At 43.1% G+C, this 17358-nt stretch carries 14 protein-coding genes and 1 pseudogene; 10 read left to right on the forward strand and 5 right to left on the reverse strand.

Going from position 1 to position 17358, the window contains the following annotated elements; genetic code table 11:
• Positions 1-321 precede the first annotated feature (321 nt).
• From FTT94_RS08425 to FTT94_RS08460, 8 genes are read left to right on the forward strand one after another with little or no spacing between them, the layout of a single operon-like run.
• The gene (locus FTT94_RS08425; RefSeq protein ID WP_180170595.1) at positions 322-1803 is read left to right on the forward strand and encodes a carbohydrate porin; all 1482 of its coding nucleotides are present in this window, start codon (positions 322-324) and stop codon (positions 1801-1803) included.
• A 33-nt stretch (positions 1804-1836) separates the two neighbouring features.
• Entirely contained in the window at positions 1837-2892 is a 1056-nt protein-coding gene (locus FTT94_RS08430) for an ABC transporter substrate-binding protein (protein WP_180157269.1), read from the forward strand.
• Between the two features lie 9 nt (positions 2893-2901).
• Complete coding sequence (locus FTT94_RS08435; protein ID WP_180007968.1) at positions 2902-4155, forward strand: MFS transporter; 1254 nt, start codon at positions 2902-2904, stop codon at positions 4153-4155.
• Entirely contained in the window at positions 4152-5000 is an 849-nt protein-coding gene (locus FTT94_RS08440) for an ABC transporter permease (protein WP_180170596.1), read from the forward strand. The genes FTT94_RS08435 and FTT94_RS08440 overlap by 4 nt, the downstream gene beginning before the upstream one ends.
• Entirely contained in the window at positions 4997-5791 is a 795-nt protein-coding gene (locus tag FTT94_RS08445; RefSeq protein WP_180170597.1) for an ABC transporter permease, read from the forward strand. The genes FTT94_RS08440 and FTT94_RS08445 overlap by 4 nt, the downstream gene beginning before the upstream one ends.
• Before the next feature lie 12 nt (positions 5792-5803).
• Entirely contained in the window at positions 5804-6859 is a 1056-nt protein-coding gene (locus FTT94_RS08450; protein WP_257231344.1) for an ABC transporter substrate-binding protein, read from the forward strand.
• A 2-nt stretch (positions 6860-6861) separates the two neighbouring features.
• Complete coding sequence (locus FTT94_RS08455) at positions 6862-7695, forward strand: ABC transporter ATP-binding protein (protein WP_180170598.1); 834 nt, start codon at positions 6862-6864, stop codon at positions 7693-7695.
• 20 nt (positions 7696-7715) lie between these two features.
• Entirely contained in the window at positions 7716-8546 is an 831-nt protein-coding gene (locus FTT94_RS08460) for an ABC transporter permease (protein WP_078194039.1), read from the forward strand.
• 173 nt (positions 8547-8719) lie between these two features.
• On the opposite strand, the gene FTT94_RS08465 is transcribed toward FTT94_RS08460, so the two are convergent.
• On the reverse strand, positions 8720-9814 hold the full coding sequence (locus FTT94_RS08465) for a sigma-54-dependent Fis family transcriptional regulator (RefSeq protein WP_180124155.1): 1095 nt from the start codon (positions 9812-9814) through the stop codon (positions 8720-8722).
• Positions 9815-10044: 230 nt separating this feature from the next.
• Here FTT94_RS08465 and FTT94_RS08470 point away from each other — a divergent pair, with 230 nt between their 5' ends.
• Both FTT94_RS08470 and FTT94_RS08475 read left to right on the forward strand, forming a co-directional pair.
• Positions 10045-10260 carry a molybdopterin-binding protein gene (locus FTT94_RS08470; protein ID WP_067765474.1) on the forward strand — a complete coding sequence of 72 codons (216 nt, stop codon included), beginning with the start codon at positions 10045-10047 and terminating at the stop codon, positions 10258-10260.
• A 45-nt stretch (positions 10261-10305) separates the two neighbouring features.
• Positions 10306-11130, forward strand: a complete 825-nt coding sequence (locus tag FTT94_RS08475) for an ABC transporter ATP-binding protein (RefSeq protein ID WP_180170599.1) — start codon at positions 10306-10308, stop codon at positions 11128-11130.
• A 162-nt stretch (positions 11131-11292) separates the two neighbouring features.
• On the opposite strand, the gene FTT94_RS08480 is transcribed toward FTT94_RS08475, so the two are convergent.
• From FTT94_RS08480 to FTT94_RS08495, 4 genes and pseudogenes are all read right to left on the reverse strand, one after another.
• Complete coding sequence (locus FTT94_RS08480; RefSeq protein ID WP_180109306.1) at positions 11293-12660, reverse strand: LLM class flavin-dependent oxidoreductase; 1368 nt, start codon at positions 12658-12660, stop codon at positions 11293-11295.
• A 296-nt stretch (positions 12661-12956) separates the two neighbouring features.
• A pseudogene (locus FTT94_RS08485) lies at positions 12957-14318 on the reverse strand (LLM class flavin-dependent oxidoreductase).
• 254 nt (positions 14319-14572) lie between these two features.
• Entirely contained in the window at positions 14573-15940 is a 1368-nt protein-coding gene (locus FTT94_RS08490) for an MATE family efflux transporter (protein ID WP_180170600.1), read from the reverse strand.
• Between the two features lie 147 nt (positions 15941-16087).
• Complete coding sequence (locus FTT94_RS08495; protein WP_180170601.1) at positions 16088-17242, reverse strand: methionine aminotransferase; 1155 nt, start codon at positions 17240-17242, stop codon at positions 16088-16090.
• Positions 17243-17358 lie beyond the last annotated feature (116 nt).

Genomic DNA, 17358 nt, shown 5'->3' on the forward strand with positions numbered 1-17358 from the left:
CTTAAAATGTTGGCACAGTTGTTGCCATATTAGAGTGAACAAAACTCACCACTGTATGGAACATTTATGAGTACTTTTACGCATCGATATCTTTCTGCTTTTCGTGTCCTACAACAGGCATGTTGTTGTGCTATGACACCCGCGATGATGCGCGCTTAAATTCTAAAAGCTGTCTTCGAGTTTCGGTCGTGCATAAGTTGAATAAAACCTACGACCACTCAGATTAATTTTTAAAAAACCCACGCAGTACATTCACTTCATGCACCTTGCATGGGGTTGGGGGATTTTGCGCTTTGGGAAAAATGTTAGTGAAACCAAATCATGAAAAAAACCACATTAACCGTTGCGGTCGGACTGATTTTATCCGCAACCAGTCAGCTGAGTTTTGCATCGGATGAAGCACTTCAGCAAGAACTGAGTAGCTTAAAACAACAAATTGAGAGTTTGCAAAAACGCTTAAATGCAGTGGAATCTGGTGCGACGAAAAGCCAAGTCGTCGAAACGGCCGCTGTGACGACAGACGGTACGACCAACGCCGCTGATGTTGAAGGTGAAACGCAGGTTGCAGAAGTAACCACAGCAACATCCGAAGATATCGACGGCTTACGTACAGATATTGAAAACTATAAGTACGATCAGTCACGTCAATATGAACGTCAAACCACCAAATCGACCCGTGACACAACCCTGTATGGCACGGTTCAACTACGTGCCAGTGCGCTCGATGAAACGGGTGTGTTGGGGGCAACCAAATCGACATTTGATATTGGGACTGCGCTAATTGGTGTGCGCGGGAATTTATTTCGTGATTATAACGAAGGCAAAAACCTCGATTATCAATTGTCCTTTGGTTATGGCAAACGCAATGATGGCACCAATAACAGTAACTTTAACTTACTAGATGCCTTTGTTCGCTATAACGCTTTTGCCACCAATGCGGGCCCCGAAACAGCCAAACTCAACTTTACGCTCGGTCAGCAGTTATTGCCCTTTGGTCTAGATGTGCAGTCTCCTGAAGATTTGCGTCCGACCATTAGTACCGCTGCAGCTTCGACCTTTTTAGGACTGTTTAACCGTCAAAATGGATTTATCGTCCGTGGTGATGCCAAACCTTTTGTCGACTTTGCATCGAACTACCGTGCGCCGCTGTTTGAGTATGCCTTAGGGGTAACCAATGGGAATGCCAGTAATAAGGCGGATGACAACAACGGCAAAGATTATATCGGTCGTGTGGCTTTTACATTGCCAGTGGACTACGCCAGCATTTTCCGTGAGTTAAAGTTTGGGGCTTCTTATATCAAAGGCGAATCGAAAATTTCAGCCGGCGGAATCACTGATAATGCTGCAAAACGCGATCGTTTGGGTTTCGATATTTATTATAACCACGCTCCATTTGGTGTGACCTATGAATATCTGCAAGGCAAGACCGATTATGTCGACACCGTAGCCCAAGACATCAAAGAAGCCAAAGCGGAAGGGCATACTTTTACCGCTTTCTACACCTTGGGCGATCAGTTCTACAACAGTATTAAATCCAATGCCAAATTTGATGATTTCTGGCCAAAGTCAGTCCAAGGCTATTACCGTTTTGACTGCTATAACCCGAATAAAAACAACGCAAGCTATCTCGACACCGCGAGCGGTCGTATTGGTGAATATGACATTCACTCTTTGGGCTTAAATCTGTTTTTTGCGCAAACCACAAAATTCCAATTACAGCTGAATCACTACCTGTTTGATGTCGAAACGGCAAATCAAAAAGACACCAATGAGCTGCAAGCTCAAGTTCAGTACACCTTTTAATTCAAATATTTAAACCATTAAGGAACATTTAAAATGAAAATTATCTCTAAAAAAATCGCAGCTACATTCTTGGCACTTTCAGCACTTGGTTTAAGTGTTCAATTGCATGCTGCCAATCCCAAAGAAATTCGTATTTCTGTATCAGGCGCGGGTGAGGGGGGTAAACCCAAAGTGGGCGGTAGTTTTGTAGCTACAGCACATTTACGAGGTGTGCTCGAACAAGAATTTAAAAAAGATGGCATTAAGGTGAATTGGCTGTTCTTCCCAGGAGCAGGCCCTGCAACCAATGAAGCTTTAGCCAATGGCAAAGTTGACTTTGCATTGCATGGCGATTTGCCCTCATTGGTTGGACGTTCGACGGGATTAAAAACCAAAGTGTTGTTCTCGACAGGGCGTTTTGGCCCAACTTATGTGGTGGTGCCTGCCGGCTCTAATGCCAAATCCTTTGCAGATCTAAAAGGCAAAAAATTCTCCGTCTTCAAAGGGACCAATGGTCAGATCGTATTTAACCGCGTGTTAGCAAAATACAACTTAACAGAGCGTGATTTACGGGTGATTTCGCAAGATGCCTATTCGGCACGTACTGCGTTAGCGACGGGAGATATTGATGCCACGATTACTTCGCCGTTTAGTTTGCAAGCACGTGGTGTGGCAAAAACTTTACTAGAAATTAAAGATCCGAAAGTATCACCGATTGCACACTTTTGGGTGACCGAAAGCTTTGAAAAACAATATCCAGAGGTGGTGCAACGTGTCGTGACGACACTGATTAAACAAGCGCAGTGGAGTTCTCAAGAAGCTAATCGTAGTGCGCAATATAAACTTTGGGCACAAAGTGGCATTCCATTGGTGGATTATCAAAAAACTTGGGATGGCTGGAATTTAAAGGACCGTACTACACCGCTGCTCGATGAATTCCATCGTTCACAAATTGATAGTGCTTTAAAAATTGCCAAAGACGCTCGCTTAATCCGTCGTGATGTAGATACCAAAACATGGTATGAGCCGAAGTATCTAAATAATGCCTTGAAAGAGCTGAAGTTAGAGGGTTACTGGCGCCAATTTAATGCTCAAGGTCAACCGAAGTAAGTCGCAGCCATGAGTCGTCCGATTGAAAGCAATGTAATTGCCAGTCCATTAACCACCAAATTTATGAGCAGTTTTGTACTGCTCACGATTTTGGCTGGACTGGGTGTGGGTGTCGCACGGGTATTAATTTCCTTGTATGCCGTGCATTTAGAAGCCACCGAATTGCAATTGGGGTTAATTTCAGCAGCGCAAAATTTTGGCATTTTGATCATGGCATTGCCGATTGGCGTGTTGGTACAGCGCTTTGGGTCTTTGAAAATATTCTGCATCGGCAGTGTGTTGGGCGCTGTGATCTATAGCTTAACGCCACTCAAAGCCGGTGCATGGTATCTCTTTGCGGTGACAGCCTTGGTGAGTTTTGTCTTACCCATGCGTTTTGTTTCGATCAATACCGTTTTTTTGAGCAACTTAAAGCGTTTAGGTCCAGCCCGTGCGGGTTGGTTTCGCGGTTCGCACATGATGGGATATTTCCTGATTGCGCCTGCATTGAGCGTGTTGTTGATCGAGCATTTCGGCTATGGCGGAAGTTTTTATGTGGTGTCTTTGCTTTTTTTAGGCACCTTGCTGTTGGCTCCGTGGTGCTTTCAACGTAGCACTCCACAAGCGACGAATCGCCCGCATTTTCAATGGCGAGATATTGTGGCGCCTTTGGCACTCATCAAAACCCATGCCTCGCTGCGGATTGTTTGCATATTGGAATTTTTGAGCAGCGTGGCAAATAACTACTTTGGCTTTTTCATTGTGGTGATTGCTATCCAAAGTTTTGCACTTTCAGAGCCAATGGCAGTGATGCTGCTGACCGTACAAGGCATTGTCTTTGTGGGATCGCTATTTAGCATGGGCGGTTTGGCTGAGCTGATGGGTTATCAAAAGTTTTATTTGATTGGCCTAAGCCTGATGGCAACGGCATTACTGATTTTAGCCTTAACCAAAATCACGCTGTTGATGTGGCCTGCTTCGGTCATGTTTGGACTTGGACTCGGTATGTTGCATATCGCCAATTTTATGTCTTTCGCCCGAGTGGGTGAGCAAACCGCGATGGCAAAGATTTCTCCAATTTTAGCCCTCGTTGGACCTTCGGGTGGACTGTTGGGTGGCTTGATAGGCGCCGTATTTGGCGCACAGGTTGGACTACAAAATTTATTTTTACCGATCGGGCTGGTGTTTATTGGTCTGATTATTTTGATCAGCAAAGATCAGGAATTTATTCAATTTTTAAAACCTGATGTCTCAGAACAGAGCGTAAAAGGACAAGAATTATGAGCCTTACGGATGTATCTGCACATTCGGTTCCCTTGCAAAGTGACCGAAGTGCGTTGGATTTTTTTAAGACCTATTTAAAACTAACTTTGCAAGTGGCGTGTGGACTCCTGATGCCAGTTTTGTTGTTCGGTCTATGGTATGTGGCAACACTTAAACAGTGGTTGCCTGAGCAAATTTTACCTGCACCGAGTTTGGTGTGGCAAAGCACAGTCGAATTATGGCAAAGCGGTGAATTGAGTTTTCATTTTGCCATCAGTGCCAAACGTATTTTATGGAGTGTCTTGCTTGGTGCCAGTGTCGGGATTTTGCTTGGTACAGTGTTGGGACTGGCAAAACGTAGTCGGGACTTTATCTTTCCGACGGTGAATCTTGTTGCGCAATTTCCCATAGTTGGCTGGATTCCATTATTGATGATTTTCTTAGGCATCGATGAGGCTTTGAAGATTGCCGCTATTTCATTGGCTGTTTTACCACCGGTGTTGATTGCAACCTATAAGGGCATTACTCATGTGCCGAATAGTTTGATGGAAGTGGCAGAGGTTTACCAATACAGCAATTGGCAGAAACTCAAAGAAGTGATTTTCCCAGCTGCACTACCCAGTGTGATCAGTGGTTTACGTCAAGGCATTATGCAGGCGTGGTTGGCATTGGTTTTTGTCGAATTATTAGCGAGTAGTGAAGGAATTGGTTATCTCATGGTGTGGGGACGTCAGCTAATGCAGATGGACTTGATCTTCATGGCGATCATCATGATTGGTATTACGGGCTATGTCTTAGATACCTTGCTGGCTTGGTTAGAAAAAACGGCACGCTTTCACGCAACCCGAGTAGGAGGCAACTCATGAGCATTCTTTCATTACACGGGGCAGCGCGCCAAGTCTTAGTTAAAGCAGCAAAAGCACTCGTTCTACCTGTGGCATTTATCGCACTGTGGGCAGTGGCCTCACAGCAAAATTGGGTCGATCCGAAGTTGATTCCTAGTCCATGGCTCGTGCTGCAAAAAGCTGTGACCGTGCTCCAACAACCGAGCTTTTTGACAGGCTTTGCCGAAAGTTTGGCACGTAATTTTATTGGCTATGGCATAGGTGCGATAGCGGGTGTGTTATTTGGCATCTTGATCGCGAGTTCACGCCTTTCGAATTGGTTATTTGCACCGAGCTTTCATGTATTGCGTCAAATTTCGCTGTTTGCATGGTTGCCACTCATTTCGACTTTTTTAGGTGAGGGACATGGCGCCAAAGTGCTGTTTATTACTTTGTCGGTGTTTTACCCCGTGGCGCTACATACCTTTGAAGGCGTGAGCAGTATTTCGCATAAATATCGTGAAGTGGCCGAAGTCTACCAATTTCCCAAGACATACGCGTTTCGTAAATTGATTTTGCCTGGCGCTTCGGCACAGATCTTTGTTGGTTTACAACTTGGGCTGATTTTCGCATGGCTTGCCACCATTGGCTCTGAATTTTTATTGGCGAACTATGGCAATGGTCTGGGCAATATCGTGATTCAAGGGCGTCAGGCTTTTGATGTCGAACTGATTATTTTTGGCATGTTGCTGATAGGAATTGTGGGCGTGTTGCTCAATACGGTACTGACTTGGGTTGAGCGTAAAGTTTTAGTTTGGCAGCAGGTTGGATAGGAGAACATAACAATGAAAAAAATGACAATCCATAACATTCCTCAACTTTGGCGCAATATGTTCCTTGCAGCATTGGTCGGTGGCACAGTCTTGGTTGGTTGCAGCACGCAGCGAGTGGATGAACCTCAGCAAGTGGCTTTAAAAGAACTACGCTATCAAAGTTATCCGGGACTGGTGTCTTTGCCTGAGTTGGCACAAGACTTGGGCTATTTAGGCGACATTAAACTCAGTTATGTCGGCACAGTACAAGGTGGGCCACAAGATTTACTCACTTTGGTGGCCGGTGATGTTGATTTTGCTGGCGCCTTTAATGGTGCTGTGGTGAAAGTCATCGCTGCGGGTCTAGATGTCGTTCCCGTAGTGGCTTCTTATGGCAGTGATGCTGAACAAAACGTGGGTTTTTATGTGCTAGAAAATAGTTCTATCCGTAGCCCACGAGACTTTATTGGCAAGAAAGTCGCAGTGAATGCCTATGGGGCACATTATGACTTTGTGGTGAAAGATTATTTGGCTCGCCATGGATTAACCGATAATGAAATCCGTCAAGTTGAGCTGATTATGTTGCCACCGGTGAGCTCAGAACAAGCCTTAAGGAATGGGCAAATTGATATTGCAGTGTTCTCTGGCATTTTGGAAAAACGTGCCTTAAAAAATGGTGGTGTACGCAGCATCTTTAAAGATATTGATTTATACGGGCCCTTTACCGCAGGCAGTTTTTCGATGCGTGGAGAGTTTATTCAAGCGCATCCTGAGTTGGCTCGTACTTTTGTCAGTGGCGTGGCCAAAGCTCAGGAATGGCTACACAACACGCCGAAAGAGCAAATCATTGCCCGTATGGAAAGCATTATTGAAAAACGTCAACGCAATGAAAATACAGCACTGATTCCATATTACACAGGTACAGGTGTTCACGAAGTCGGTGGCGTGCAAAAAGATCAGGATTTTGCCCCATGGGTGAGTGCCTTAGAAAAAGAACACAAATTAAAACCGAATCAAATTGAGGTCAGTCGCATCTATAGCAATGAATTTAATCCCTATGCGCAAGACCAAAAATCAAAAGGAACATAACAATGACCAGTGCATTACATTTAGATCACGTGCGTAAGGTTTTTCCTGCACAGAACTATGTCGGCAGTAAAAATTATAAGCCTGAGTTTGTTGCTGTAGAAAATGTCACTTTGGATATTCAACCGGGTGAATTTGTTTCAATCGTGGGGCCAAGTGGCTGTGGAAAATCTACATTATTAGACTTAATTGCGGGTTTAACCAAACCGTCGGCAGGGCAGATTTTACTGAGTGGCAAGCAGATTACTCAACCGGGTTTAGACCGTGGCATTGTGTTCCAGCAATATGCGCTCTATCCATGGTTAACCGCACTGGAAAATATCGAATTTGGTCTAGAAGCCAAAGGCGTAGCAAAAAAAGAACGCCGTGAAAAAGCCGAATACTATTTGCAGCTTGTGGGCCTCAGTGGCTTTGAAAAGCATTATCCAAATGAGCTTTCAGGTGGGATGAAACAGCGGGTTGCGATTGCCCGAAGTTTGGCTTATGAACCAGAAATTTTGTTAATGGATGAGCCCTTTGCTGCCCTAGATGCGCAAACCCGAGAAACCTTACAAGCCGAGCTGATCAATATCTGGAAAAGCTCGAAAAAAACCATTGTTTTTATTACTCACAGTATTGATGAAGCAATTTATCTGAGTCAGCGCGTGGCGATTATGACCTCAAGACCGGGGCGAATTAAGGAAGTGATAGAAATTCCTCAAAGCCTGCGCAGCTCCAGTGAAGATGTCCGTTCATTGCCTGAATATGGTCGAATTCGCCATAAAATTTGGTCATTGCTCAGTGAAGAAGTGATTAAAGCGCAAGCCCTCGAAAAACATAAACAGCTTGCACATAACTAAAATATTCAGAGGATTTATTTATGTCATCGACTAAACAAGCCATCAGTTATACGCAATCGTATAATGACATTAAACCCAGACTACAATTCACTTGGTTAAACACGGTCTTTAAACGCACCATTGCTATTGTAGCTTTTTTCTTGCTGTGGGAGATTCTGCCGCGGAGTGGTGTGGTCAATCCGGCTTTTTTACCGCCGTTATCTGTAGTATTGGAAACCACATGGCAGCTATATCAAAGCGGTCAATTAGGCATCCATTTCTTGGCCAGTATAAAGCGTTCCATTATTGGTTTCATTTTGGCCCTAGCGATCGCCATTCCTTTGGGTCTCATCATTGGTTGGTACAAGCTCGTGGCTGAAACCTTAAATCCCTTGTTAGAATTGTTTCGAAATACCACAGCATTGGCGTTGATGCCGCTGTTTATCTTATTTTTAGGCATTGGTGAAACCTCAAAAATCAGTCTGTTGGTCTACGCGTGCACATGGCCGATTTTATTGAACACCATTACAGGCGTACAAACGGTCGATCCTTTACTGATTAAATCGGCACGAACCATGGGCCTAAAACCCTATCAATTGTTCCGAAAAGTGATTCTACCTGCATCCGTACCCACGATTTTTGTCGGTATCCGTCTGGCAGGGGCAATTTCTATTTTGGCCTTAGTTGCAGTAGAAATGTTTGGTGCCAAAGCAGGTCTGGGATATCTGATTATTTATTCGCAATTTAGCTTTGAAATTCCACAAATGTTTGTGGGCATATTAGTCATTACCCTCGTGGGTTTATCCTTTAACTACTTCTTGATTGGACTAGAAAAATACTTTACAGCATGGAAACGTAACCCTGTGGAATAATCTAGACGAAATGGAAATTAAATAAAAACCTCGGGATATACCGAGGTTTTTTATTGCTGATTTTTTATATTTAAAATAATGCAATGAATAAAGAATGATGTGGATGAATATTTAATTGGAAGTTTTTTTCTGGATTATTATTTTAATGTGGAGAAAATAAAAATATGACTTATTTATAATAAGCCATATTTAATCAGGCGAGTACGAATCACGTTGCGTGTCACTCCAAGCAAACGAGCCGTATGCACTTGATTGTATTGACAGTGTTGATATGCACTACGGATAAATTTTTCTTCAATCAGCTCATTAATATTGTCTTGCTTAAGTTGATTTGCGGCTTGAAAAATTTGTAAAAAGGTCTGCTCAAGTAACTGTCCAGCATCTTGAATATCTTTGATGTTGGCTACAGCAGAGGTGGCATTTTGTAAGTTAAAAGGTTCTGCACGCGAAAACGACGATGCACTTTGAATACTCGAAAAACTAATATCTTCTGGTTCAATCACACCTTTTTCACTGACTAAAATCGCATGTTGAATGGTATTTTCTAATTCGCGAATATTGCCCGGCCAGCTATGTAAACTGAGTTTTTTGAGAGCCAGTTGGCTGAGGCGTAATGGTGTGTCATGTGGATTGGTTTGATAGACCTGAATGAAGTGTTTAACCAAAGGCAAAATGTCACCACGACGCTCTGCGAGACGTGGAATACGTAGCAACGCCACATGTAAGCGGTAGAATAAATCTTCCCTGAAACGCCCGTCCTGTACGGCATGCTCCAAATCGACATTGGTTGCGGCAATGATCCGAACATTAATCGGAATGGATTTGAGGGAGCCGACTCGAACGATCTCTCTTTCTTGTAAAACACGGAGTAATTTGACTTGCATCGGCAAGGACAGATCACCAATTTCATCTAAAAATAAGGTGCCATTATGGGCTGCCTCAAACCAACCGACACGGCTGTTAATTGCCCCTGTAAATGCTCCTTTTTCATGTCCAAATAATTCGCTTTCGACCAAGGATTCGGTAAAGGCACCACAGTTCACCGCGATAAATGGACCTTTGGCACGATGGCTCAATTGGTGGATTTGGCGTGCAACCAATTCTTTACCTGTGCCTGTATCACCAATGATGAGTGCATTGGCCTCACTTGGTGCAATTTGTTCAATTCGAGACAACAACGCTTGCGATAACGGGTCTGCAAAGACGGTCGCTGTTGCCCGTTTATGTTTCAGTGCAGAGGGCACTGCAGGGTGGGTCAAAATAGACATATCGTTTCTTATAGTTGTTGAAAATGCAGATCATGATGAAAGATTTAAAAATAAAAGATAAATAATAATTCGATATTTAAATATCAGTTTCACCGATAAATTCATGCGTGGATTATTTATCTGATTTTAAGATAAATAAAATCGGGATAACTAAAGGATAAATCAAGATATAGCAAGTGATTGAACTGTTTTATAGTAAAGCTCTCTAAATAACAAAAGGCATAATTAAAATGGCGATTACTTCAGTAAATGTGCGAAACCAATTCAAAGGCGTGATTAATGAAATCGTAGAAGGTCCAGTGGTTTCAGAAATTGATGTGGAAACCAAAGCGGGCTTTTTTACGTCCGTGATCACGACGCGTTCGGTGAAGGATTTAGATTTAAAAGTAGGTTCAGAGGTGGTGGTGTTAATTAAATCGACGGAAGTGTCACTGGCTAAACTTTAAGGTTTAGTCCAGCAAAGTTTGTCAGCACAAATAGAGAATAATGATATGAGCGTAGAACAAGCTGGTTCGGTTTCTATTCAGCAGCTAACGAAACATTATCCCACACAAAAGCAAGAAGACTTAACCGTACTTAAGGACATTAACCTGAATATTCAGCCGGGTGAGTTCATTAGTATTGTGGGAAGTAGTGGCTGCGGAAAATCCACATTATTACGGTTGTTGGTTGGTCTAGAGCGTCAGTTTCAGGGCCAGATTTTGCTTGATGGTCAGCCTATACAGGGCACGAGTTTGGAACGTGGTATCGTGTTTCAAGATCATCGCCTGTTTCCATGGTTGACGGTACGGGAAAATGTACGGATTGCATTGCATAAAAGCCAGTTTAGCCGTGCAGAAGAAGATGTATTGATTGATGAACATTTAGAGTTGGTCAAATTAACCCAATTTAAAGATGCTTATCCTTCGCAGTTGTCTGGTGGGATGAATCAACGTGTAGCGATTGCCCGTAGTTTGGTGAATCGACCACAGATTTTATTACTCGATGAACCCTTTGGTGCACTTGATGCATTGACACGTCAAAATTTACAGGATGAATTGCAGCGAATCTGGCAAAGTGAAAAAATCACCATGATCATTGTCACCCATGATGTCGAAGAGGCGATATTTTTGGGTGATCGGGTTGTGGTCATGCAGCCACATCCGGGACGAATTAAACGTATTGTAGATATTCATTTAGCCCATCCGCGTAAACGCGAAGATGTCCGTCTGACCAATATTAAAAATGACATTTTGACTGACTTTAGTGATCCAGTAAAAGATCAGTTGCTTGAACCTTTATCTCACCGATTTGCCGATTATAAATTTGCATGGTAAGTCTGGATTGACCATCTCCTAGACAATGTAAAAGCCCTGAATTCAGGGCTTTTTTAGGCTTATCAGATATATCAGTATGATCATCGCTTAAGTTGGATCAATATCAGTCCATAAAAATGCCCCAGTTGGGGCATTTGTTTTTAAGTTTTATCAAGCGTTGGTTTATGAGGCTTGGGAGGTATGTCTTTTTTCTAAAACATATTGGTTTTCAGGTCGTTTTAAACCTAAGTTTTCCCGTAAGGTCTTGCCTTCATAAGCCGTGCGGAATAGACCACGACGTTGCAGTTCAGGGACAACCAAATCTACAAAATCATCTAAGCTTGCAGGTGTGGTTGGTGGCAAAATATTGAAACCATCCGCCGCTTCATTTTCAAACCAAGCTTGTAGTTGATCGACTATTTGTTCGGGTGTTCCAATCAGCGTCCAGTGCCCACGTGCGCTTGCAACCCATTGGTAAAGTTGTCGAATGGTAAAATTATTTTTACGCGCAATCTCTAAAATCAGTTGTTGACGGCTTGCGCCATTTTGCGCCTGTGTTAAATGTTCTGGTAGCGTTTGGTCGAGGTCAAATTGCGACAGGTCTTCAGTAAAACCACCCAATTGTTTGAGTAAGTTCAGTCCCAAAGTCGGATGAATATATGCATTTAATTCATCGTATTTTGCCCGAGCTTCGGCTTCAGTTTGTGCAACAAAGATCGATACACCCGGCATGATTTTTAAGTCATCGGCATGGCGACCATATTTGATAAGACGCGACTTCACATCACGATAAAAGGCTTGGGCATCTTCTAATTTTTGCTGTGCGGTGAAAATGACTTCGGCATATTTGGCGGCCAGTTCACGACCATCTTCAGACTGTCCCGCTTGTACAATCACGGGATAGCCCTGTGGTGGACGAGCAATATTTAATGCACCATGTACCGCAAGATGTTTACCCTTAAAGCGAGGTGGATGCAGTTTATCGCCCGTAAAAAATTGCCCAGTCTGTTTATTGTATTCAAAGGCATCATCTTCCCAAGAGTCCCAAAGCTTTTGTGCCACTTCAATAAACTCATCCGCACGTTCATAGCGTTCTTTGGGGAGCAGCGCATCATTGATGCCATAGTTTTTTGAAACCACACTGCCAGAAGTGGTCACCACATTCCATGCCGCCCGACCTTCAGACAGATGATCTAAAGAGGCAAATTTTCGCGCCAAATTATAAGGTGCTTCATAGGTGGTCGACGCTGTGGCAATAAAGCCTATATGTTCGGTTACCGCTGCAAGTGCAGAAAATAGGGATACCGGTTCGAGCCCGGCAGAGAAGGTGCCATTGAGACCCAAATCAGGTGTTGTATCAGGATCGACGGTGACGGGAACATCCGCAAGGAAATAGGCATCAAATAAGCCACGCTCTGCGGTCTTTGCCAGTTCAATAAAGTATTTTAAATTGTGACTATCCTGTGGGCGAGCCTGAGGATGGCGCCAACCTGCCACATGTTGCGAAGTCCCTGGTACGAATGCCCCTAAGCGAATTTGACGTTTTGACATAAATAAACTCTGTAAATGTTATTGTTCACTAGGAGTATTACAATGTTTATGCCAATAAAAATATTGTTATAAAACAAGATATTATTTTATTGTGAAGTTTTTACTGTTTTAAAATCAACAGAGAAATTAATCGCTTGTTGTGGATGCATCATCCAAAATCTTGCAGAACTTATCTGTTTATATATAAACACATAATAAAATTAAGGGATTTTATGCAGATGGCCTAACTCAGATAGAAAAAATGCCTCGGAAGAGGCATTTTAGAGATGGGTTAATAAAAACACTGTAAAAATTTACTAAGAGGCCTGCACCTGTTGATTCTTCAGCACATATTGATTCTCAGGGCGTTTTAGACCGAGGTTTTCACGTAAAGTCGTGCCTTCGTAGGCTGTTCGGAATAGACCGCGACGTTGCAGTTCAGGAACGATGAGATCGACAAAGTCATTTAACCCCGCAGGTGTTGTTGGCGGTAGGACATTAAAACCATCGGCAGCGTCATTCTCAAACCATTCCTGCAGTTGGTCTACGACTTGTTCCGGCGTGCCGATCAAGGTCCAATGTCCACGGGCTGAAGCGATATATTGATAGAGCTGACGAATACTAAAATTGTGCTTCCGGGCAATATCAATCATCATCTGCTGACGACTGGAGAAATTAATGTCTGCATCTTCTATTTTCGGGAAAGGGGCATCTAGATCAAATTTGGCCAGATTAATGCCACCTGCCAAAGCAGACAATAAACTTAAACCCACTTCTGGGTGAATTAAACTATTTAAAAAGTCATATTTTTCTTGGGCTTCTTGAGTTGTCTTGGCAACAAAAATCGAAACGCCCGGCATAATTTTCAGGTCATCTGCATGGCGGCCATATTTCACTAAGCGGTTTTTGACATCACGATAAAAGGCTTGCGCATCTGCTAAATTCTGTTGTGCAGTAAAGATCACTTCGGCATATTTACTGGCCAGTTCACGACCATCTTCAGATTGTCCTGCTTGAACAATCACCGGATAGCCTTGCGGTGGGCGAGAGACGTTGAGTGCACCCAGTACTTGATAATATTGACCTTGATGATTGGGCTGATGTTGTTTGCGGGCATCAAAAAATTGCCCGGTTTCTTTGTTGTAATGGAAGGTATCATCCTCCCATGAGTCTCAAAGTTTTTGAGTCACCTCAATAAATTCATCGGCACGTTCATAACGCTCTTTGGGTTCAGGGTGCTGCTGAATGTTAAAGTTTTTTGCGGCATCGGCAGAGGCTGTCGTTACCACATTCCACGCAGCACGACCTTTAGAAATATGATCTAAAGAGGCAAATTTACGCGCCAAAATATAAGGGTCTTCATAAGTCGTGGATGCTGTGGCAATAAAGCCAATATTTTGCGTCACTGCCGAAAGGGCAGCAAACAATGTGACAGGTTCAAAGCCGACGCCTTTATCGCCCAAACCTTTTTCACCTTCGACAGCAGAACTCCAACGGACAGACAGACCATCGGCAAGAAAGTAGGCATCGAATAGACCACGCTCTGCGGTTTTTGCCAGTTCAATTGCATAATCAATATTGAGATGATCTTGTGGGCGCGATTCGGGGTGACGCCAACCCGCGACATGCTGTGAGGTGGTTGGAATAAAAGCCCCAAGCTTTATTTGACGTTTAGACATAAAAAATTTCTCATCCCAATTATTCTTAAAAGATAAAAGGAATAAGAACAAAATCTATGCCAAACCATAATTGTTTGAAAATATGTAACTTTTAAATCTATTGTGTTTTAAGTGTAGATAAATCAACAGGATATAAAACAAAATGTTGAAAATTAAACAGCAGTTTAACGGCAAACTATATGCATGAGTCCGCACAAGATTTTTCATATTGAAATGCAAATCTGTGGATTGGCATTGAACGCTATTAGCAAATTTTATAGCAATACTTTGATGGCTTTTCGTCTCCATACCAGTTGGTAATACAGCCCTTGTAAAATACATAAGCTGACAAAAGCCAAAGCATAGGCATACCAAATGCCTTTTAAGCCCCACCATTCACTGAATAGGTAGGCACACGGCACTTCAATGCAAATAATCGCCATAATATTAATAATCATCGGCACGGTCACCGTTCCACTAGCCCGCATAATGGAAGCAAAAATCGCACTGGCACCAAAAAATAAAATCGACCAAAGCACAATGAACAGCAATTCTTGACCGAGAACCACAACTTCAGGATCTGTAATAAACAGCGCCATTAAATATTTAGAGAACAAATAGCCCAATGCCACCAAAATACCAGTAATAATGAAATTCATCCCGATGGCCGTACGTTTCACGCGATTAATTAGTTCAGATTGACCCGAACCGATGGCTTGCGCGGCAAAAATAGAAGCTGCAATCGCGATGGACAAGGCCGGGAATTGGATATAGTTCAAAACCTGATTGACCGCGCCATATGCAGCAGTAGCATCAGCACCATGGCGGTTAACTAAACCGACAATCACGAGACCAGCCACAGAGGTCGTGACCATCTGAATACCCGTTGGAATCCCCAGTCTTAAGATAATTTTGCTGAGATCATGTTGATGGCGAATATGACGAATCAACTCGAAGTCGAGTTTGAGCGGGTGATCTTTCCTTTTTAAATAGAAATATAAAAACACCAAGGCAATTAAAAAGCCGATATGACTGGCAATGGCAGGGGCAATAATACCTAAACTTGGAAATCCAAATTTTCCTGCAATTAGTACTGGTGTAATGATCAGCCCTGAACCAATGGTCATACCCGATGCAATCAGCGGTGTTGTACTGTCACCGACCCCACGCAAAATCGAGGTATAAATAATATAAATAAAGAGCAGTGGGCTACCGGCAAGCATCCATTGCACATAAGGCAAAGATAAATGCATCACGTCTGGGGCTGTGCCTAAGGCCAATAAAATGGGCTTGGCAAATATCACCCCTAAAAAGGCAATGATGCTGCCACCAATCAAGGTCATAAACAGAGTGGAACCCACCACAGTACGAACTTTTTCAAGATTCTGCGCGCCCCAAGCTTGCCCTATCAACACGGTTGCACCTGCCGAGAGTCCAATCACAAAAGCCATTAAACAGAACAAGATCGGGAAAAATACCGCAACCGCTGCAATGGCATGCACCCCAAGCATCTGACCGACAAAAACGGTGTTAATGGTCCCAGATAAATTCTGCAAAATATTGGTGGCGATCAAAGGCACCAGAAAAACTAAAAACGTTTTCCATAAATTTTGCTGAGTAACGAGGGACTGTTGTTTTGACATGCTCAGGTCCTAGACGCGGCTTTTTATGATTTTAAGTTACTGATAACACTATCATGTTGGCATTCAAAAAAGCCTTAGTTTTTGAGTAACCAAGGCTTCATTATTTCTACATGTCTGTTTTAAAAAAACGTTTGGGCAGATACGGCTTTAAACCGCGGAGAGAATCTCTGCAGCTCGATCTAAGGTGGCATCTTGTTTGGCAAAACAGAAACGTAATAATCGTAAATTTTCCGGCGGTTTTTGATAGAATGCCGAGACAGGAATCGCCACGATTTTATGTTGTTCTGCCAACAACTGACACATTTCCACATCGCTTAAATCTGGGCGTATGGCACTGTAATCAAGGTTTTGGAAATAGGTACCTGCCGATGGAATCAACTCAAATCTAGAGTGGCTTAAGCCCGCATTGAAACGGTCACGCTTGGCTTGGTAAAAATCGGCCAATTCAGCAATGTGCTCAGGATGTTCTGCCATAAAGTTAGCCAATGCCATTTGTACGGGCGTAACACCGCAGAAATTTGCAAATTGATAGATTTGGCGAAACACTTGCATCAAGGCTGGCGCTGCAATGCAATAACCGGTTTTCCAACCTGTGACGTGAAAGGTTTTACCAAATGAGCCCACGACAAAACTGCGTTCACGCAGCTCAGGAAATGACAAAGCAGATAGATGCTGACGACCATCAAAAATTAAATGCTCATAGACCTCATCCGATAGCACAATAATATTTTTATCTCGAATCAGTTCGATCAAGTTGAGCCAGTCCTCACGCCCCCAAACAGCACCTGTTGGATTATGCGGTGTATTGACAATAATCATCCGGGTTTTATCGTTAATCACAGCGGCAACACGATTCCAATCCACAGTAAAATGTGGCGTCTCTAAGGCAATGTGAATGGGATGAGCCCCAACCAATTTTACACTGGGCGCATAACTGTCATAGCTCGGATCAAAAATAATCACTTCATCATCCGCATGAACCACGGCTTGAATGGCACTAAAAATACCAATGGTTGCACCCGGGGTAATGGTCACTTCGGTGTGAGGGTCAATATTTAATTGGTCGCGTTGGGCAAACAGTTGGACCAATTGCTCACGCAAATGCATCAGTCCATCGCCGGGCGCATATTGGTTAAAACCCTGTTGCGTTGCATCACTTAGCGCATTTAACAGCGCTGGAGGTGCTGGAAAATCAGGAAAACCTTGAGATAAATTCAGTGCATTTAGACGCTGAGCCATTGCACTCATGACGCTAAAAATAGTCACGCCTTGCGCAGGGAGTTTTGATTCAATTGTGATCATGGAGCTTAAAATTTTTTATAGATTGCATTTTGAGTGTAGCAGCATCTCAGCGGCTGCGAAAAGTTAGATCCGTAAAATTGATCCTGCATTGATGATCCTATTCACTTGAATACTAA

The organism is Acinetobacter sp. YH12027 (assembly GCF_013420085.1).
GTDB lineage: Bacteria > Pseudomonadota > Gammaproteobacteria > Pseudomonadales > Moraxellaceae > Acinetobacter > Acinetobacter amyesii.